At 75.8% G+C, this 18,442-nt stretch carries 17 protein-coding genes; 7 read left to right on the top strand and 10 right to left on the bottom strand.

Annotated elements, in window-relative coordinates; all coding sequences use genetic code 11:
* Nucleotides 1-33: 33 nt before the first annotated feature.
* Both PH191_RS13975 and PH191_RS13970 read right to left on the bottom strand, forming a co-directional pair.
* Nucleotides 34-291: an SHOCT domain-containing protein gene (locus tag PH191_RS13975; RefSeq protein WP_274195202.1), complete on the bottom strand. Its 258-nt coding sequence runs from the start codon at nucleotides 289-291 to the stop codon at nucleotides 34-36.
* A gap of 58 nt (nucleotides 292-349) precedes the next feature.
* Complete coding sequence (locus PH191_RS13970; protein ID WP_274195201.1) at nucleotides 350-1,036, bottom strand: hypothetical protein; 687 nt, start codon at nucleotides 1,034-1,036, stop codon at nucleotides 350-352.
* A 221-nt stretch (nucleotides 1,037-1,257) separates the two neighbouring features.
* Here PH191_RS13970 and PH191_RS30175 point away from each other — a divergent pair, with 221 nt between their 5' ends.
* From PH191_RS30175 to PH191_RS13950, 4 genes are all read left to right on the top strand, one after another.
* Nucleotides 1,258-1,767, top strand: a complete 510-nt coding sequence (locus PH191_RS30175; protein ID WP_274195200.1) for a universal stress protein — start codon at nucleotides 1,258-1,260, stop codon at nucleotides 1,765-1,767.
* Nucleotides 1,764-2,675 (top strand): universal stress protein, encoded by a 912-nt coding sequence (locus PH191_RS13960; protein WP_274195199.1) that lies wholly within the window; start codon nucleotides 1,764-1,766, stop codon nucleotides 2,673-2,675. Before PH191_RS30175 ends, PH191_RS13960 begins: the two co-directional genes overlap by 4 nt.
* Before the next feature lie 80 nt (nucleotides 2,676-2,755).
* On the top strand, nucleotides 2,756-3,241 hold the full coding sequence (locus PH191_RS13955) for a universal stress protein (RefSeq protein WP_274195198.1): 486 nt from the start codon (nucleotides 2,756-2,758) through the stop codon (nucleotides 3,239-3,241).
* Between the two features lie 12 nt (nucleotides 3,242-3,253).
* Entirely contained in the window at nucleotides 3,254-4,603 is a 1,350-nt protein-coding gene (locus PH191_RS13950) for a universal stress protein (protein WP_274195197.1), read from the top strand.
* A gap of 37 nt (nucleotides 4,604-4,640) precedes the next feature.
* On the opposite strand, the gene PH191_RS13945 is transcribed toward PH191_RS13950, so the two are convergent.
* The 5 genes from PH191_RS13945 to PH191_RS13925 all read right to left on the bottom strand — a co-directional run bounded on the left by PH191_RS13945 (nucleotide 4,641) and on the right by PH191_RS13925 (nucleotide 12,075).
* Complete coding sequence (locus tag PH191_RS13945; RefSeq protein ID WP_274195196.1) at nucleotides 4,641-5,645, bottom strand: Acg family FMN-binding oxidoreductase; 1,005 nt, start codon at nucleotides 5,643-5,645, stop codon at nucleotides 4,641-4,643.
* Nucleotides 5,642-5,920 (bottom strand): hypothetical protein, encoded by a 279-nt coding sequence (locus PH191_RS13940; protein ID WP_274195195.1) that lies wholly within the window; start codon nucleotides 5,918-5,920, stop codon nucleotides 5,642-5,644. Before PH191_RS13940 ends, PH191_RS13945 begins: the two co-directional genes overlap by 4 nt.
* A 62-nt stretch (nucleotides 5,921-5,982) precedes the next feature.
* Entirely contained in the window at nucleotides 5,983-9,603 is a 3,621-nt protein-coding gene (gene cydD / locus PH191_RS13935) for a thiol reductant ABC exporter subunit CydD (protein ID WP_274195194.1), read from the bottom strand.
* The gene (cydB, locus tag PH191_RS13930) at nucleotides 9,600-10,643 is read right to left on the bottom strand and encodes a cytochrome d ubiquinol oxidase subunit II (RefSeq protein WP_274195193.1); all 1,044 of its coding nucleotides are present in this window, start codon (nucleotides 10,641-10,643) and stop codon (nucleotides 9,600-9,602) included. The genes cydD and cydB overlap by 4 nt, the downstream gene beginning before the upstream one ends.
* A 31-nt stretch (nucleotides 10,644-10,674) precedes the next feature.
* On the bottom strand, nucleotides 10,675-12,075 hold the full coding sequence (locus PH191_RS13925; protein ID WP_274195192.1) for a cytochrome ubiquinol oxidase subunit I: 1,401 nt from the start codon (nucleotides 12,073-12,075) through the stop codon (nucleotides 10,675-10,677).
* A 222-nt stretch (nucleotides 12,076-12,297) separates the two neighbouring features.
* Here PH191_RS13925 and PH191_RS13920 point away from each other — a divergent pair, with 222 nt between their 5' ends.
* Nucleotides 12,298-12,891, top strand: a complete 594-nt coding sequence (locus tag PH191_RS13920) for an Rv1733c family protein (protein WP_274195191.1) — start codon at nucleotides 12,298-12,300, stop codon at nucleotides 12,889-12,891.
* 10 nt (nucleotides 12,892-12,901) lie between these two features.
* Here PH191_RS13920 and PH191_RS13915 read toward each other — a convergent pair whose 3' ends face one another.
* Complete coding sequence (locus tag PH191_RS13915) at nucleotides 12,902-14,182, bottom strand: GAF domain-containing protein (RefSeq protein WP_274195190.1); 1,281 nt, start codon at nucleotides 14,180-14,182, stop codon at nucleotides 12,902-12,904.
* A 147-nt stretch (nucleotides 14,183-14,329) separates the two neighbouring features.
* Entirely contained in the window at nucleotides 14,330-14,728 is a 399-nt protein-coding gene (locus tag PH191_RS13910; protein WP_274195189.1) for a CBS domain-containing protein, read from the bottom strand.
* A 224-nt stretch (nucleotides 14,729-14,952) separates the two neighbouring features.
* On the opposite strand from PH191_RS13910, the gene PH191_RS13905 reads away from it, so the two are divergent.
* Complete coding sequence (locus PH191_RS13905) at nucleotides 14,953-15,543, top strand: CBS domain-containing protein (RefSeq protein ID WP_274195188.1); 591 nt, start codon at nucleotides 14,953-14,955, stop codon at nucleotides 15,541-15,543.
* Between the two features lie 89 nt (nucleotides 15,544-15,632).
* Entirely contained in the window at nucleotides 15,633-17,354 is a 1,722-nt protein-coding gene (locus PH191_RS13900; protein ID WP_274195187.1) for a GAF domain-containing sensor histidine kinase, read from the top strand.
* Here PH191_RS13900 and PH191_RS13895 read toward each other — a convergent pair.
* Nucleotides 17,339-18,337 carry an Acg family FMN-binding oxidoreductase gene (locus PH191_RS13895; RefSeq protein ID WP_274195186.1) on the bottom strand — a complete coding sequence of 333 codons (999 nt, stop codon included), beginning with the start codon at nucleotides 18,335-18,337 and terminating at the stop codon, nucleotides 17,339-17,341. The genes PH191_RS13900 and PH191_RS13895 overlap by 16 nt on opposite strands.
* Between the last annotated feature and the right edge of the window lie 105 nt (nucleotides 18,338-18,442).

The raw sequence follows: 18,442 nt of genomic DNA, 5'->3' as shown, positions 1-18,442 counted from the left end.
CGGGCCGCCCCCGAGAACGGCCCGGCCCCGGGCTCACTCGGCTGACCCGGCTGACCCGGCCATGGTCCGTCGGCGGGCGGCGTACTCCTCGGCGTCGATCTCGCCGCGGGCGAAGCGGACGTCCAGGACCTGGCGGGCGTCCTGCCGTGGCCCGGCGCCGACCTCCGGCGGCATGCGCCACCACCGCAGGACGGCGAGGACGACCGCGATCACCAGCACCCACCACAGGACGGCGCTGACGCCCATCAGCGGGGCCATCCATCCCACCGTCCAGCCGCCGTTCCACATCATGGCGCGCCTCCTGCGCTCGGGGGCGCCGGTCGGTGCGCCCGGCCGGTCGGTCCCGGGTTCACGGTGTCGCCCGAGGCCGGTGCCGGGCAGCGTCGGTGGGCCCCTTCCGGAGCGACCACCGGCGCTCGCGGGCAGGCCGGTGGTCCCTGACGCCCTGCGCGCCGTCGGGCTGTGTGACGGAGCGGCGCCGGTCGTTCTCGGACCGGAGCGGGGCGCCTGCGACCACCGCTCCGACGCCCGCCGGCCCGAGCAGATCGTCGCGGTGCCGGCCCGGGAGGACCGTGTAGTCGATCGAGCCCGGCACGCTCACCAGCGCCAGCACCCACCACAACGCGCGGGCGTAGGCCCGGGCGCGGTCGGCGCCGTCCCACTCGTAGAGACCGCGGTACACCCCGTGCTCGTCGGCGGCCAGCCACCACTTGGCGACGAAACCCGGGAAGCCGACGAACAGCGGGGTGTTGAGTAGGCTCTCGGCCCGGAACGCCGCGTGGGCGGTCGGCCCGCGCACACCGCGGAGACGGAAGCGCACGACCAGCGCACACGGGGACTCCGCGACCGCCCCGCGGACGACCGTCTCCCGGTAGATCCACGCCGAGGTGCCGTCGGCGAACCGCAAGCGGGTGCCGACCCATCGCCTCGGCAGGCGCAGACGCCGGCGCAGCAGCAGGCGGGCCGACGCGAGCACGCACCGCTGGAGGGCGCGCGCCGCCTCGGGACGGGGGAGGGGTGACTGCTCGTCGGTCATGGTGACGTCCGTCCTGCCGCGGGCCGGAACCCCCGTGGGTGTGCCGCCCGGGGGAGACGTGGCGATCATGACGACCTCCTCTCGGACCCCGACCGAGCCTGTGGGGAGGCGCCGTCGGATGGACAGGGGCCCTCGGGCCGTCGAGTCGGGGCCGTGGGTCCCTGCCCGTCGCCCACCGTCGCGCCGCACCGTGGCCCGCACACGGAGCGAGGAGGCGCGTGATGAGCGGTGGAGCAGGCACGGGCGGGGCGGGGGCGCCGCGGGTGGTCGTGGGGATCGACGGCTCCGTGGGCGCCCGGGCGGCTCTGCGCCAGGCCCTGCACGAGGCCCGTCGACGGGGCGCGCGGCTCGACGTCGTCGCGGCCTTCATCTCCCCCGAGCGGCTCGCGGTCGTGAACCGCCTCCCGATCGTCACCGAGCGCGAAGCGGTCGCCGCGGCGGCTGAGGCGGCCGCTCGGACCGAGGTGGACGAGGTCGTCGCCGGAGACCTCGCCGAGCACCCCGACGCCCCGGCGCCCCCGATCGCGGTGCGGGCGGTCGCGGGGCGGCCTCGCGAGCACCGTGCTGGGTTCGGTCGCCTGGTGGTGTCTGCGGAACGCTCCCTGCCCGCTCACCGTCGTCCCTCCGCCGGGCGAGCACCCCCGGGCGGCGGCCACCGACGACCGGGTCGCGGCGGTCCCCGCGGAGGTCGCAGGGAACCTCCGGTGAGCCCGCTCGGCGAGCACCCGTGAGTGCCGAGATGACGATCGACTCGTCCGGCCCGACCGGGGGTGGGGGCCCGACGCCCGACCCCGGGATCGTCCGGGCCTTCGCCCCGCCCGGATCGGGACGGCATGCCGTCGTCGCCTGGGCGCGCCGGCACGCGCGCCGGACCGGGGCGCGGATCGAGATCCTGGTCGATCCCGACCTCGCGGCTCCGCCCGACCGGCCCACCGACGCCCACGCCGGCCCGATCGCGCTGGTCGGTGCCCTGCTCGGGCACGTGTGGGCGCTGTTCGTGGACCCGGGGTCCCTGACCGAGCGGCTGGGTCGTGCGTCGGCGGGGGCACGGTTGTTCGTCGTGCCCCAGTCGCTGCCCGAGGTCGACGTCCTCGTCGACACCGCCTACGAACCGGTGACGGTCGTGCCCACCGACCCGCCGCACCCCCACGGAGCCGTCGTGCTCGCCCTGGCCCACCGCACGACCGAGGAGACGATCGGGGCGGCCTTCGACGCCGCCGAGCAGCGGGGAGCGCCGGTCCACGTCCTGCGCCTCCGTGATCCCGCCCGGTGGACCGTCGTCACCAGCGAGGACGCCGCCGCTCGCGCGGACGAGGAACGACGGGACTGCGCGGACCGACTGTCCGCCTGGCGCATCACCCACCCCTCGGTGCCCGTCGAGGTCCGGGTCGGCGAGGGCGATGTGACCGTCGAGCTCATCGGTGCGACGTGTGAGGCCCGGCTCCTCGTGGTCGGACGCTCCGCGCGGGGCCGACTCCTCGGCACGGTCACACCCTCACCCGTGGCCCGGACGGTGCGGCGCGCCCGGTGCCCCGTCCTCGTCGTCCCCCCGCCCGGGCCACCTCGGCGCTCCTGGTGGCCCCGAGCCCGACCCCTCCCGCTCGGGACCTTCGGCCCCGGTGCTCGGGACGAGGCGTGACCGTCCGGCACTGACCGGGGACGACCCCTGCGCCCCACGGTGGGACGACGGCACGAGGCCGCACCGAGCGAGGGAGCACCATGACCGACAACGACGCCCGGGGCGGCGTGATCGTCTGCGGGATCGACGGCTCGAGCGGGGCGCGTCGCGCCCTGCAGGAGGCGATCCGGACCGCGGCCCGGCGCGGCGACCGGGTCCGGGCGGTGGCCGTCTACGAGCCGCCGGAGATGTGGGGGGCGGCCTGGGGCTACGGGTCGGCGTCCGGCGTCGCCCTGCCCGACCCGGACGCGCTGCACGGGGACGAGCTGAACGCCGCGCGCGTGATGGTCGACGAGGTCCGGGCGGATATGCAGGACGAACTGACGCTGCCCGAGATCGAGGTCGAGACGCGTGCCGGCCGGCCTGCCGAGGTGCTGGTCGAGCTCGCGGGGAACGCCGACGAGCTCGTCGTCGGGCACCGCGGCCGCGGAGCCTTCGGGAGCGTCGTCCTCGGCTCGGTCGGCCTCGGCTGCGTGCTCCACGCGTCCTGCCCCGTGACCGTCGTCCCCGACCCCGTCGCGGCCTGAGAGGACCCGGCCGTGTCCACCGCACCGACCCTCTCCGCGACCGGGTCCCCGGGCGACCTCGACGCTGCGGTGACCACGGTCGCCCGGCCCGCCACCGTCCTCGTGGAGACCACGTCGCTGCCCGAGGCCTGGGCCCGTCTGCACGAGGACCCCGGTCTGTGCGGCGTCGTCGTCCGCGACGGCCTGCCCCTCGCGGTCGTCACGGCCGGCGGTCTCGCCGAGCGCTGGCCCGCCGGGGGACCGCTCGTCCAGCACCGGCGGACGATCCACGAGCTGCTCGACCGCCCCTGCGGTGTCGAGGTCCTCGACGAGAACGACACGGTGCGCCACGCCGGCCACCGTCTGCTGGCCACCGGCCTGCCCGCCCTGCCCGTGCGTTCGCGCCGCGGCGGGCCCGTGCGGCTGGTGACCATCACGACGGTGCTGAGCGCGGTCCTCGGGGGGAGAGCTCCCGGGATGACGGGACCAGCCGGCGTGGTCGTCGGGATCGACGGCTCGCCGAGGGCCGCCGCCGCGCTGATGACGGCTCTCGAGGAGGCCGCCCGGCGCGCGGAGACCGTGACGGCCGTCCTCGCCTATCCCGCGCCGGGATCGTGGGGCGCGACGGGGACCGCCGATGCCGGTGAGCCGGACCGGCTGGCGACCGCCGTGCTCGACGAGGCGCGACGATTCGTCGACGAGGCGACGATGCCTCTGCCCGCGACGCTGCGCGAGGTCGCGCTCGAGCTCCGGGTCCGGGCCGGATCCCCCGCCACGCTGCTCGCCGAGGCCGGCCGCACCGCCGCGCTGCTGGTCGTGGGTCACCGCGGTCGCGGGATGGTCGGGCGTGCGGTCCTCGGCTCGACCGCACTGCGTGTGCTCTCGCTCGCGTCCTGTCCGGTGCTGGTGGACCGGCCCCGGGAGGCGGCGACGGACGGCCCGGTGGTCGTCGGCATCGACCGTTCGCCGGGCTCGGCGGCGGCTCTGCGCTACGCCCTGCGGGACGCGGCACGGCGTGGCGTCGGGCTGGTCGCGGTCACCGGGACGGCGCCACCTCCGGTCATGGTCGGCTTCCGTCCGATGGGTGCCGCGACGCTGGGCGAGGTGCGCCACGCCCTGCAGCCACGGGTCGAGCAGTTCGTGGGCGAGGTCGTGGGGGAGGACCGGTGGTGCCACCCCGTCCCGGAGGTGGGCGTCGTCGTCCGGGCGGAGGATCCGGCGGAGGCCCTCGTGGACGTCGCCGAGCAGCGCGGGTCGCCGGTCGTGGTGGTCGGGCGCACCGGTCACGGCGCGTTCGCCCGGTGGCTGCTGGGGTCCGTCGCCCACGGGGCCGTGGTGCGCGCCCCCTGCCCGGTGGTCGTCGTCCCCGTCGAGCAGGCGTAGCGGGACCCGGACGGACGCGAGAGCTCCTCCGCCCTGGTCAGTCCACCTCGGTCAGCACCAGGTCGAGAGGGCGGCGCGGTGTCGGGTGCAGGGGTGCGGCGCGGTCGGAGGGCCATCCGAGGCGCAACGCCACGACGGGCGGGCGATGAGCGCCGACGACCAGGTGCCGGAGCCGCTCACGCGTCTCCTCCACCTCGAGCACCTGGGTGATCGGTGTGGTGGCCAGCCCGAGCGCGGTCGCCTCGAGCAGCACCGCGCTCAGGGACTCCCCGGCGCGCAGGACGGAGACGGGCTCCTCGTCGACCGCGGTGAGGATCGCCAGCATCGACGCGTCCTCGTGATCCATCCCGCCCCCGGGCTGGCGGAGCGTCCCCTGCGGGAACCAGCGCAGCACCAGGTCGCGATAGGAGGGAGGCGGACCCTCGAGTCGGGCGCCGGCCGGGATGCCGTCCCGGGCCCCGGCGTAGCGGTGCGTCCACCGGTACAGCTCGGCGGCGTAACCCTCGTGGTCACGCTGCCGCTCCGCGGCCTCGCGCATGGCGTCGGCGAACATGGTGCGGTGCGCGCCGAACGCCACGTGCAGGACCCCGCCGAACGGCCGCGCCGCGTCGGCGACGGCACCGAGGACGTCCGGGGGCACCGACCGGCTCGAGAACCGGCGGCGATCCGTGTGTCGCCGGTCGATGGCCGCGGCCTGCCGGTGGGCGTCCTCGTCGACGGCGCCGCCCGCCGGACGGATCCGCACCCGGGCCAGCGGGCGTCCCTCGGGGCCCTCGGGCTGGTGACGCACCACGGCGTGCCAGCCGCGGTCGGCGAGCGCCACCCGGAGGTGGTGCAGGGCGCACCCACAGCCCAGGAGCACGCCGTGGCCGCGCTCGTCGGTGAAGGGCAGGCGACGTCCTCGCTCGATGTGGAGGTCGACGTGGTCGGGCCCGAGCACCCACCGCCACGGCTGCGCGTTGTGCTCCGAGGGAGCGCGCAGCGACGTGGCGACGGCGTCGCGCAGCGCCGTCCGGACGGCGTCCGTGGTCGGGGTGGTCATCGCCGGTCATCTCCCGACGACGGCCGGGCCAGATCGCGGGCGGCGACCTGCAGGGCGACGTCGACGCGGGCGTCGGCGTCGCCGTGCTCGAGGGCGCCGACGATCCAGGTGAGCCTGCGGCGGGCGTCCCGGCACGGCTCGTGGTGCAGCGACCTCCGGGCCTGGTCGAGCGCGGCGAGCAGCGTCGCGCGCGGTACGCCGCGCCGACACAGCTCCACGGCGTGGGCGACGAGCTCCCAGGCCTCGGTGGTCCGGCGGTGCGGTGTGGTCTCCATGGCGGCTCCTCTCGTCCGCTCCAGCTCACCGTGAGGGGTTCCTCGCGGTCGAGGTCCGGAGGTCACCTCCCGGAGCGGCGCAGGTCCCGAGCTCCCGTCGGGCGGCACGACGCGGGCCCCCCGGTATCCGGGCCTCGCGTCCCTGCCGCCGCCGACCTCGCCCCGCAGCGTCGGGACCGTCCGCACACGCAGGGCGCAGCGCCTGCCCCGTCGCGGGCGCCCTCCTCCACGCCGAGGATGCGTGGGGGAGGGCTCAGGCCGGTCGCGTGACCCGTGCGCGCCGTGGTCTCCGGCCGCCGGCCGGGCACGGCCTGCGCGGTGGCGGAGCCGACCGTGACCACCGGGAGATCCGGGAACTCCCCCGGGCGGTGGGACACGACGATCGCCGTACGACCGCGACTGAGCTCGCTGATCTCGTCGGCGAGCGCGACGGCGGTCGGGGCGTCGAGGTGGGCGGTGGGCTCGTCGAGGGCGAGGATCGGGCGGTCGGCGATCAGGACCCGCGCCACCGCGAGGCGCTGGCGCTCGCCGCCGGACACCGCCCCGCCGTGGTCGCCGAGGGCCGTGTCGAGCCCGTCGGGCAGCGACGCGAACCACGCGCCGAGGCGGGCATGGCGCAGCGCGACGACCAGCTCGTCGTCCGTCGCGCCCGGGCGGGCCAGGCGCAGGTTCTCGCGCAGGGTGCTGTCGAACAGGTGCGCGGCGGGGCCGCACCATCCGAACCGGTCGCGGACCTCCTCGGCGGCCATCGTCGCGGTGTCGTGCCCGTCGAGGGTGACGGCGCCGCGGGCGGCCGGGAGGGAGCGCAGGAGCGCGGCGAGGACGGTGCTCTTGCCGGCACCGGACGGGCCGGCGAGCACCATGCGTCCACGGGGCGGGAGCACGAAGGTCACGCCGCTGACCGCCTCGGACACGGCATCCGGCCAACGCACGGCCAGGGCCTCGGCGGTGACGGCCGGGTCGGCGGGCACGGGTGCGGGCCGGGCGGGATCGGCCACCGGCGCCGGACCGGACTCGAGCTCGGCGAGCCGCCGGGCGGCCGGGCCGGCCTCGGCGAGCCGGGCGGCGGCGTCGGGCAGTCCCGCGACGAGCTCGGCGGCGGCCAGCGGCGTCAGCGCGAGCACGGCCAGCGCCGTCGGGGCGAGCCGCCCGTCGGCCAGGGCGAGGACGCCGGCGACGGTGGCGCCGATCATGGCCAGGCCGATGCCGAGGACACCGAGCCCCGTGCCGAGGCCGGCGCCGCCGGCCTGGGCCACGGTCCGTTCCGCGAGGGCGGCGTCGTGGTCGGCGAGCCGCCGACGGCGCCGGGCGGCCGCACCGAGGACGATCAGGTCCGCGGCGCCGTCGAGCAGCTCCAGGGTGCCGGTGGCGACCGCGGCGCGGGCGGCGGCCGTCGTGCGCGCGGCCCGGCGGCCGGCGATCACACCGAGCAGCGGGGCCACGACACCGGCGAGGACCAGACCGAGCGCGAGGACGAGGGCGGCCTCGGGCAGCAGGACCGCGAACAGGCCGACGAGACCCGTCCCGACGAGCAGCGCCGATCCCGCGGGGACGAGCCCGCGCACCAGGACGTCCTGCTGGGCGTCGACGTCGCCGGTCAGCCGGGCGAGCAGATCGCCGCGGCGCTGCGTGGCGGTGGCCGCGGGCCCCCGCCGGACGAGGGCCTGCCAGACCCGTACCCGCAGGTCCGCGCCGAGGCGCAGGGCGGCGTCGTGGGTCGCGAGCCGCTCGAGGTAGCGCAGGACGCCCTTGGAGAGGCCGAACGCGCGGACCGCGACGATCGCCACCATCAGGGTGAGCAGCGGGGGCTGCAGCGCGGCCGCGGAGATCAGCCAGGCCGAGGTGGCCGCGAGCGCCACGCCGCTGCCGACCGCGCCGGCCCCGAGCAGGACCGCGCCGGCGAGCCGGGCCCATCGGGGACGGACGGCGGCGGCGAGCCACCGCAGCGCACCGCGGCTCCGCCCGGGAGCCGCCGGCTCCTCGTCCCCGGGAGCGCTCGGAGCAACGGAGGCCGGCATGGTCCGGCCGGTGACGGACGTGGGCTCGACGACCGGCGCCGGAGCGCGCCGGTCGGCCAGGTCCACCACGCGGTCGCAGGCGGCCAGGACCGCGGGGCGATGGCTCACGAGGATCGCGCTGCGCCCGGCGAGCGCCTCGGGCAGGGCCGCGAGCAGGGCGGACTCGGTGTCCGCGTCGACCCCTTCGGTCGGCTCGTCGAGCAGCAGGAGGGGGCGGTCGGTGACGAGTGCCCGGGCCAGCGCGACGCGGCGCTGCTGGCCGGTGGACAGGCCCGCGCCCCGCTCGCCGACCGGGCCGTCGAGGGCGAGGTCCACCCGAGCCACGTCGGCGGCGCGCCGGAGGGCGTGGTCGTCGGCGTCCGGCGCCCCCGACCGGATGTTGTCCGCGACGCTGCCGGCGACGAGCACGGGCCGCTGGGGCACCCACGCGATCCGCGCCCGCCATGCCTCCTCGTCGAGGTCGTCGAGGCCGACGCCCCCGACCGAGACCCGTCCGCGGTCGGGCCGACGCAGTCCGGTGACGAGGTCGAGGAGCGTGGACTTGCCCACCCCGCTCGGTCCGCGCAGCCCGACGGTCTCGCCGGGGCCCACGGTGAGGTCAAGGTCGTCCAGGACGGGTCCGCCCCGGCCGTCGACGCCGACCCCGTCGAGGCGCAGCGGGACCCGCGAGGGGTCCGGCGCCGGGCGGCGGGCACCGGCGTCGTGCGCCGTCGGGGTCTCGAGCACCGCGAACACGTCGTCGGCCGCCGCGAGGCCTTCCATGCTGTCGTGGAAGCGGGCGCCGACCGCGCGCAGCGGCAGGTAGATCTCGGGCGCCAGCATGATCACCAGCAGCCCGGTGGCGAGGTCGAGGCGCCCCCCGGCCAGCCGCAGACCCACCGAGACGGCGACGAGGGCGACGGAGAGTGTGGCCAGCACCTCGAGCACCAGCGCCGACAGGAACGCCACCCGCAGGGTCCGCATCGTGGTCCGCCGGTACTCCTCGGCGACCGCGCGCAGACGTCCGTCCTGAGCACCGGCCCGGCCGAAGGCGACCAGGACGTCGAGCCCGGCGACGAGGTCGAGGAAGTGGTGTCCGAGCACGGCCATGGCCCGCCAGCGGCGGGCGGTGTCGTCGCGGGTGCGCAGGCCGACGAGCACCATGAAGAGAGGGATCAGGGGCACGGTCACCGCGACGATCACCGCCGCGAGCCAGTCGGCGGTGAGCAGGCGTACCCCGACCAGCAGCGGAACGGTCGTCGCGAGCAGGAGCGTGGGCAGGTAGCGGCGCAGATAGCCGTCGAGCGCGTCCACCCCGCGCGTGGCGAGGGTGCCGAGCTCCCCGGTCGAGGGCAGGCGGGGATCGCGCGGTCCCAGGCGCAGGGCGTGGTCGACGAGGTCGGCGCGCAGCCGCCCGGTGACGCGGGCGCTGGCACGGACCGCCGCGGCCTCGGTGGCCCAGGCCAGCAGCGCGCGTCCGGCGACCACGACGCCCAGCCCGACGAGGAGCGCGGTGAGGGCGGCGAGCGGTGCTCGGTCGAGGAAGGCCCGGGCCACGACCTGCGAGAGCAGGTCGGCCTGCACGACGACGAGGCCGGCCGTGGCCACGCCCGCCGCGGCGGTGAGCACCACGAAGGCGCGGGCCGGGCGGACGTGGCGCAGCAGGCGGGGGTCGAGCGGCTTCACTGCCGGACCACGGGCTCGCGGGGCGGCAGGCCGGTGGCCGCGGGGATGTCGTCGCGGGTGAGCCGGCGGCGGAACACCCAGTAGCTCCAGGCCTGGTAGGCCAGCACGATCGGTGTCACCGCGAGCGCCACCCAGGTCATGATCCCGAGCGTGTAGGGCGTGGACGCGGCGTTCGTCGTGGTCAGCGTGCCGGCGGGGTCGGTGCTCGACGGCAGGACGTCCGGGTAGAGCGACCCGAACAGCGTCACCGTGGTGGCGACGATGGTGACCGCGGTCAGGGTGAACGCCCAGCCCTCGCGACCCCGGCCGACGAGCAGGACGGCACCGACGAGCGCGCCGGCGGCCAGCGCGACGCTGACTAGCGTCCAGCCCTTGCCGTGGGCGAGCTGGGTCCAGACGAGGAACCCGCCGGCCACCGGGACCGCGACCAGGCCGAGGCGCAGCGCGAGGCGGTGGGCGCGCAGCCGGAGGTCGCCGTCGGTCTTGAGGCTGACGAACACGGCGCCGTGCACGAGGAACACCAGCAGGGTGGTCAGCCCGCCGAGCAGGGCATACGGGGTGAGCAGCGTGACGAAGGTGCCGGTGTACTCGTGGTCGGCGTCCAGCGGCACGCCCGCCACGATGTTGGCGAACGCGACCCCCCAGAGCAGGGCGGGCACCGCGGAGCACCCGATGATCACGGCGTCCCACCGCCGGCGCCAGCGGTCGTCGTCCACCTTGCCGCGGTACTCGAACGCGACCCCGCGACCGATCAGCGCGACCAGCACGATCAGCAGCGCGAGGTAGAAGCCGGAGAACAGGCTCGCGTACCACTCGGGGAACGCGGCGAACGTGGCACCGCCGGCGACGATCAGCCAGACCTCGTTGCCGTCCCAGAGCGGGCCGATGGTGTTGACGACCCGGCGGCGGTCCGTCTCGTCGCGACCCAGCACGCCGAGCAGGGCGCCGACACCGAAGTCGAAGCCCTCCAGGACGAAGTAGCCCGTCCAGAGCAGGGCGATGAGCAGGAACCAGATGTCGGTCAGGGCGAGCCCGAACATGATGTCCTCGATCTCGGTGGGTCGGGCGGGATCAGTAGGCGACGGCGAGCGGGCGCGGGGCGTCCTCGCTCGGGGCCGCCTCGTCGGGGGGCGGCAGGGGGTCCGGGCCCTTGCGGGCGTACCGGACGAGCAGGGTCACCTCGACCACGGCGAGCACGCCGTAGAGCAGGGTGAACACGATCATCGAGGTGGCCACGGAGGCCGGGCCGACCGAGGGACTCACCCCGTCCGCGGTGCGCAGGGTGCCGTAGACGACCCACGGCTGGCGGCCCATCTCGGTGAAGATCCAGCCCACCGAGTTGGCCACCACCGGGAACCCGATGCCGGCCAGAGCGGCGTAGGTGAACCAGCGGGAGGCCGGCACGCGGCCCCCGCGCTGCAGCCAGGCGCCGGCCAGCGCGACGAGCAGGGCCAGCGCGCCGAATCCCACCATGACGCGGAAGGTCCAGTAGGCGATCGGGACGTTGGGCGTGTAGTCCCCGGGGCCGAACCGGGCCTCGGAGTCGCGCTGCACGTCGTTGATCCCCTCGACCGTGCCCTCGGGGTCGCCGGTGGCCATGAACGACAGGACCTTGGGCACCCGGACGCTCCAGACCTCCTGGGAGCCGTCGAGGCTGCCGATGGTGAACAGGGAGAACGAGGCCGGTGAGCTCGTGGTCCAGAGGGCCTCGGCGGCGGCCATCTTCATCGGCTGCTGCTCGGTCATGAGCTTGGCCTGCAGGTCACCGGTCACGACGACCCCGACACCGGCGACCAGCACGGTCACCAGCGCCATCCGCAGCGACGACCGGAAGACCCGCGTCTCGTTCTTCCGCGCCAGGTGCCAGGCCGAGATGCCGAGCATGAACATGCCCGCGGAGAGGAACGCCGCGGTGATCGTGTGCGTGAAGGCGCCGACGGCCGTGGAGTTGGTGAGCACGGCGCCGAAGTCGGTGAGCTCGGCGCGCCCGGTGACCGGGTTGACCACGGAGCCGACCGGGTGCTGCATCCAGGAGTTCGCAGCGAGGATGAAGTACGCCGAGAGCACGGTGCCGATCGCGGCCAGCCAGATCGTGGCCAGGTGGACCCTCGGCGACAGCCGGCCCCAGCCGAAGATCCACAGGCCGAGGAAGGTCGACTCGAGGAAGAACGCGAGCAGCCCCTCGATCGCCAGCGGCGCTCCGAAGATGTCGCCGACGAAGCGGCTGTAGTCGCTCCAGTTCATCCCGAACTGGAATTCCTGCACGATGCCGGTGACCACGCCCATGGCGAAGTTGATCAGGAAGAGCTTGCCCCAGAACTTCGTCATCCGCAGCCAGCGTTCGTCGCCGGTGCGGACCCACGCGGTCTGCATCATCGCGACCAGCAGCGACAGGCCGATGGTGAGCGGGACGAAGAGGAAGTGGTAGACGGTGATCACGCCGAACTGCCAGCGCGCCAGATCCAGCGCCATCTCGAGTGCCTCCCCGCCTCGCGTTCCGCACGGACGTGCGGGACGCCGACGACGATCCCGGCGCGGGCGCATCGATGATCAGGGTCCAAGGTCCCGCCAGGGGTCCTGACGAGATCAGGCCCCTCGGCCACCGACGACGGGCCCGGTGCCCGTGCCGGCGGAGCACGGCCTCCGGCCACTCTCGTCGGGACCGCGGAGAGGTCACGAGGGAGGCGGCTCACCATGGGCGGCACGACCGGGGCCGCGCGCCGGGTCGTCGGCGCGTTCGTGCCGAAGAGGTCGACCCTGCGCCGTGGCAGCGACCGGATCGAGGTGGGCGCGCGCTGGCTGCTGCTGCTCCTCGGTCTCCTGCTCGTGCCCGTCGCTCTGGCCGCGGGCAGCGACGTGACGGCGCGTCTGGCCCCTCAGGTCGCCCTCCAGCAGGCCGAGCGGCACGCCGTGAGAGCCGAGGTGCTGGCCGCTCCCACCGACGGTTCTCCCGACTCCGTCACCGGCGATCACCGGGCACCCGTGCGCTGGATCGCCGCGGACGGCACTCCACGGGTCCAGGACCTCCGTGTCACCTCCACGGCTCGGCGCGGTGACGCCCGCGTCGTCTGGTTGGACCGTCAGGACCGTGTCACCGTCGCCCCGATGCCGCCCGACCGTCCCGCGGGTCAGGGCTTCCTGACCGCGCTCTTCCTCGTCGTCGGCGACCTGGTCGTCTCGCTGCTCCTGCTCGCCGCGCTGCGCTGGTTCCTCGATCGCGGCCGTCTGCGCGCCTGGGACGCGGCCTGGCGTCGCTTCACCGGCCCCGACCACGAGTTCCCGCGCTGAGCGAACCCCCTCAGCGCGGGAACACCGTGTCGCGCACCGCGCGGACCACGTCGTCGAGCTCGGCGACCTGCGCGAGCAGACGATCTCGCAGAGCCGGCTCGGCCGCCGACGCGGTACCGGCCAGGGTGAGCCCGACCCGCTGCACCCGTTGCAGGACCTGCTCGGACAGCGAGAGCACCAGGTTCTCCCGGTCCTCCAGGGCGCGGACCGTCTCGCGGTCACGCCGTCCCCGCGCCAGCTCGATCGCCGTGGTGGCATGGATGGCGAACCCGAGCAACATCTCGGCTTCCACCGGGCCGAAGACGTCCTCGCCGGCGGCACGCGTCAGGACGAGGACCGAGCGCGTCCCGGGTCCGCCGCGTGACGCCGACATCGGCACGGCGAGGACCGGGCCCACCTCGGGGGCGCGATCCACGACCCCGGTCGTGCGGGGGTCCGCCACGGCATCGGCGATGAGCAAGGGCCCGCCCTCGTCGAGCGCAGCCTGCGTGATCGAGCCCGGTGTGGCGACCGTCCGACCGGCCCAGTCGTCGAGCTGGCCGGCCGCGGCGGTGACCGTCGCTCGTCCGGGATCGGCGTCGGTGACCTCGGTGATGGCGGCCCCGTGGGCCCTGGCCACGTCGACCGCGGCCTCCAGCAGGTGCTGGTGCTCCCCCTCGGGCGGGAGCTCCCCGGCGAGCAGGTCGCTCGCGAGGCGCGCCGACGCGGCCTGCCAGGCCTCCCGGCGGCGGGCGGCGTCGAGGAGCAGCGCGTTCTCCACGGCGATCCCCGCGGCGCCCGCCAGGGCGGTGAGGAGCTGCTCGTCCTCGGCCGAGAACTCGTCCCCGCGCTCGCTCTCGGTGACGTAGAGGTTGCCGTAGACGGTGCCGCCGGCGCGGAGGGGAACCCCGAGGAAGGAGTGCATCGGAGGATGCCCCTCGGGGAAGCCGACGGCCGCCGGGTGGGTGCTGAGATCGGTCAGGCGCAGCGGCTTCGGGTCGTCGATGAGGCAGCCCAGTACCCCCTTGCCCTGCGGGAGCGCGCCGATGCGCGCGACGGTCGCGGAGTCCATGCCGACGTGGACGAAACGGATCAGGCGGCCGTCGCGCACCACGCCGAGCGCGGCGTAGTGGGCGCCCACGAGGGCCCGGGCACTCTCCACGATCCGCGCGACGAGGTCGTCGAGCTCGAGGCCGGCCGTGATGTGGTGCGTCGCGTCGAGCAGCCCCCGCAGCCGGCCCTGGGTGAGCTTGACCTCGGTGGCGCGGGTGATGAGCTGGTCGAGCAGCTCGTCGAGCTCGAGTCGGGCCACCGAGGGAAAGGAGAGCCCTTCCGAGGGGATGGAGGGGTCGGGGTGCTCGAGCACTGCCCACCCTCTCTCGGCATCGCGCACGGCGTGTCGACCCATCCTGGACCGCCCCCGCGCGGAGTCAAGCGCAGGCCGGGGCGCGGCGAGAGGTCAGGTCGTCGGCCTCCCGGCAAGGGCCGCCAGGGCGTCGGTGGCCGTGACGATGCCGACGACGATGCCGTCGTCCACCACGAGGGCCGCGTCCAGTCCCCCGTCGAGCACCGCTCGGGCGACGACGTGGGGCGGGTCCTCGGGAGCCACCGTCGGCACGGGGGAGCGGGCCCACCGGGCGGCCGGGCCCGTGGTGCCCTCGACGGCGGCGGCCACGACGTCGCGGTCGACGAGGACACCGACGCACCGGCCGCCGGTGACGACCGGCACGTGGCGCACGCCCGCGACACGCATGACCCGCAGGGCCTCGGCGACCGAGGTCCGTTCGTCGACGACGCGGACGGGGCGGCTCGGGACGATGTGCCGCGGTTCCGAGGGCGGTCCGGAGGTGGTGGTCATCGGTTCGCTTCCTGTCCGTGACGTCTGGCCCCATCCCACGCGGCGGCGTCCTCGATCGTCAGGGTCATCGGGCCGCGGGACCCGGGACCTCCGGTCCGGCGGGCGTCGGTCGCCGCAGCGGCCGGGGACGGGACCAACGACCCTGACGGCGTCCCGGCCTGGTGCCGGACGCTCACCGCGGCCGACGTCCGCCGGCGCCCGTATCTCTGGGAGGAGGCGCCGGGATGCGCATCCGCGACGTGATGACACCGGCGCCACTCACGGTGTCGTCGGGGACGTCGGTGCACGACGCCGCCGGGCTCCTGAGCCGGTACGGGTTCGCGATGCTGCCGGTCCTCGCCGGCGGGGCGCTGGTGGGGGTGGTGACCTGGTCCGACGTGCTGCGAGCCCACGACGCCGACGCGGGGCCGCCGGCCCGGGTCGGCGAGATGATGACGAGGACGGCGTACGCCGTGCATCCCGACACCGACATCGCCGAGGTCGCCGTGCTCATGGTGGACCGCGGCCTGCGCAGCCTGCCCGTCGTCGCCGACGACGAACTCGTGGGCATCGTGACCCGGCTCGACGTCACCCGGGTCCTCGCCCGCAGCGACGCCGACCTGTGTGCCGCGGTGGAGCGCAAGCTCGACGCGTACGCCGGATGGAGCCGGTGGACGGTCCACGCGAGGAAGGGCGAGATCGCGCTCTGCGACGATTTCGACGATCCGGTGGAGCAGCACCTCGCCACCGTGATCGCCGCCGCCGTCCCCGGCACCGTGCACGTCGACACCCATCACCGGGCCGGCTGCCCGCACCATCCCCCGGTCGCCGTGTGAGCGTCGGGACCTCCGACCCCTGGTCTCGTGGCCGGCCCGGGGACACGATGGGGTCAGGCCTCCGCCCCGACGAGCAGGAGACACACATCGTGGGCGACAGCACCGGCGCCCCGCGGCGCGGCGCGGCGTCGGTGGGGCGACACGAGGGTCGCGCCGCCGGCACCGGGAGCCCGGAGCGCGCCGGGGCCCTGTACTCCTCGATGATCGCGATCGCCGAGGGCCTGGACCTGGACTCGACCCTGCGCCGGGTGGTCGAGGTGGCGTCCGAGCTGGTCGACGCCCGCTACGGCGCGCTGGGCGTCCTCGACGAGGCCGGCACCGGACTGGCCCGTTTCGTCACGACCGGGCTCGATGACGACACCCGGGCGCGGATCGGGGACCTGCCCCGCGGCCTCGGCCTGCTCGGTGAGCTGATCCGCCACCCCGAACCGCTCCGGCTCGGCGATCTCCACGCGCACCCGTCCTCGGTCGGCTTCCCGGCCCACCACCCGCCGATGGCGAGCTTCCTCGGGGTGCCGATCCGGGTCCGGGGCGAGGTGTTCGGCAACCTGTACCTCACCGACAAGCGTCGCGGTGAGTTCACCGCCGAGGACGAGGACGTGACGGTCGCCCTGGCGGCCGCGGCTGCCGTCGCCGTCGAGAACGCGCGCCTGCACCAGGCCACGGAGCGTCTGGTGGTCGAGGGGCAGCGTCGGCGGCGGTGGCTGGAGGCCTCCGGTGAGATCACCACGCAGGTCCTGGCCGGAGCGGATCCGGGCGAGGCGCTCGTGCTCGCTGCCGAGCGCGCGGCGGAGCTCGCCGACGGGTGCGGCGCGATGATCACGACGCCGCCGCCGGTGGTGGCCGAGGGCGACGTCGCGCCTCCGGTGCGGGTGACGGTGAGCGTCGGTCTCGAGGACCGGCTGCCGGTCGGGGCCCGGCTCGGGCTCGACGGCTCCGCGTTGGCCACGGTCGGGCGCATCCACGCGCCTCGCGTGGAGGAGGACCTCGTGCTGACCGTGGACGGGCAGGACCGTCGCTTCGGCCCGGCCCTGCTGGTGCCGCTCGACGGCACCACGGCGATCACGGGGGTGCTCGTCGTGGTGCGCCGTGCGGGCTCGGAGGGGCTCGACGCCGAGGGCCTGTCCGCCGTGGCCTCCTTCGCCGACCAGGCCGCCCTCGTCCTGCGTCTCGCGGAGTCGCAGCGCGCGCGTCGCCAGCTCGACGTCGCCTCGGACCGCGAGCGGATCGCCGCCGACCTGCACGACCACGTGCTGCAGCGGCTCTTCGCGGTCGGCCTCGGGCTGCAGGCCACCCAGGCCCGCCTCGCCGCCCTGCCCGAGGCGGCGCAGAGGGTCAACGAGGCGGTCGACCAGATCGACGGCATCATCCGGGACATCCGCACGAGCATCTTCGACCTGCACGTCGTCGGAGGGGGCACCGGTCTCGGTGGGCGCCTGCGCGGCGCGGTCGCCGAGATGACCGCCCACGTCGCCCTCGAGCCGGTGGTGCGCCTCTCGGGGGCGGTCGACGCCGTGCCCGAGGAGCTCGTCGTGCAGGTCGAGGCCGTCGTGCGCGAGGGCGTGTCGAACGCGGTGCGACACGCGGCCCCGCAGTCCGTCGTCGTCACCGTCTCGGTGGACGACATCCTCGCGGTGGACGTCACCGACGACGGGGCCGGTATCCCGGAGAACGTCGCGCGCAGCGGCCTGGCCAACCTCGTGGCCCGCGCCCGTGCCCTCGGGGGGGACGCCGACGTGAGCCGCGCGGCCACCGGGTCCGGCACGCGGCTCTCGTGGTGGGTCCCGCTCGACCCTCAGTGTCCCGACTGACGCCGCGGCGTCGGGTAGACCGGGCGGCCCCGCCCCAGCCGGAGCACGACCTGGGGCCACATCACGCCGCCGAGCAGGGCACGGACCTCGGTCCGGACGTCCGGGAGCTCCACCGGGGGCGCGATGAAGGAGGCGCCCACACCGCGGGCGGTCGCGGTGAGCAGCACCTGCTGCATCGCCTGTCCGGCCCGGACGTGGGTGAGCGCGGTGTCGTCGTAGGAGGTGAGCACGGCGATCGTGGGTTCGTCCTGGCCGGGCTCCGGGGCGCTCGAGCGGTCGGCGTCGGGGACCGACCCGGCGAAGTCACGCGGCCGCCAGGCATCGTCCGGGCGGGGTGCGCGCCGGGCGTGCGCCGGCGGGAGGCCGTCGTCGACCCGGTCGGGGTGCCCGACCCAACGCTCCCATTCCGCGAGGAAGGCGGGATCGCTCTGCTGCCGCTGGTGGGCCTCGACGGTGATCTCGCGCAGCCGGCGTCGCTCCCGCGGGTCCGCCACGACGATGAGCCGGCAGCGCTCCCGCCAGGCCGCCCGTTCGAGCTCCGCGCGCAGGGTGACCGACAGCGGAGGCCCGGTGAACGGGTGCCGGTTCGTGTGGCGCCGCGGGATGGCCGCCGCGAGCTCGACCTCCCAGTCCGACGGGACCAGCGGCGCCCCGGGCCGTACGCGACCGAGGAACCAGGGGTCGTCGGGGTCCGGCATCAGCTGGGCATGCACCCGGCGGCCCTGGGTGCGCGCCTTCAGCCGGACGTTGACCATGGCTGCCCCGCACGCCATCCGCAGCTCCCGTCCCACGGGGTCCGCGGCGGGGAGCATCCGCTCCGGGTCACCGTGCACCTCGACCGCGCCGTCGTGCCAGCGCACCCGCCACGGCTGGGTGTTGTGGCTCGACGGGGCGAGCGCCGCGGCGTGCAGCAGCTCCTCGACCTCGCTCCCGGTCGGCGGTCCGCTTCCGCGGGCGGGCGCGCGCGGTGTCTCCTGGTGCACGGGGCACCTCCTCGTCCTCGATCACAGCCTCCGTGCCGCTCCGGTGGGTCACCAGGGACCGAAGGACCCCCGAGGCAGGGCCGTCCGCCTCCGGTGCCGGAGCAC

Origin of the sequence: Actinomycetospora callitridis (assembly GCF_028737265.1) — a bacterium.
GTDB classification, from domain to species: domain Bacteria; phylum Actinomycetota; class Actinomycetes; order Mycobacteriales; family Pseudonocardiaceae; genus Actinomycetospora; species Actinomycetospora callitridis.
This window is presented reverse-complemented; position numbering and strand designations above follow the sequence as displayed.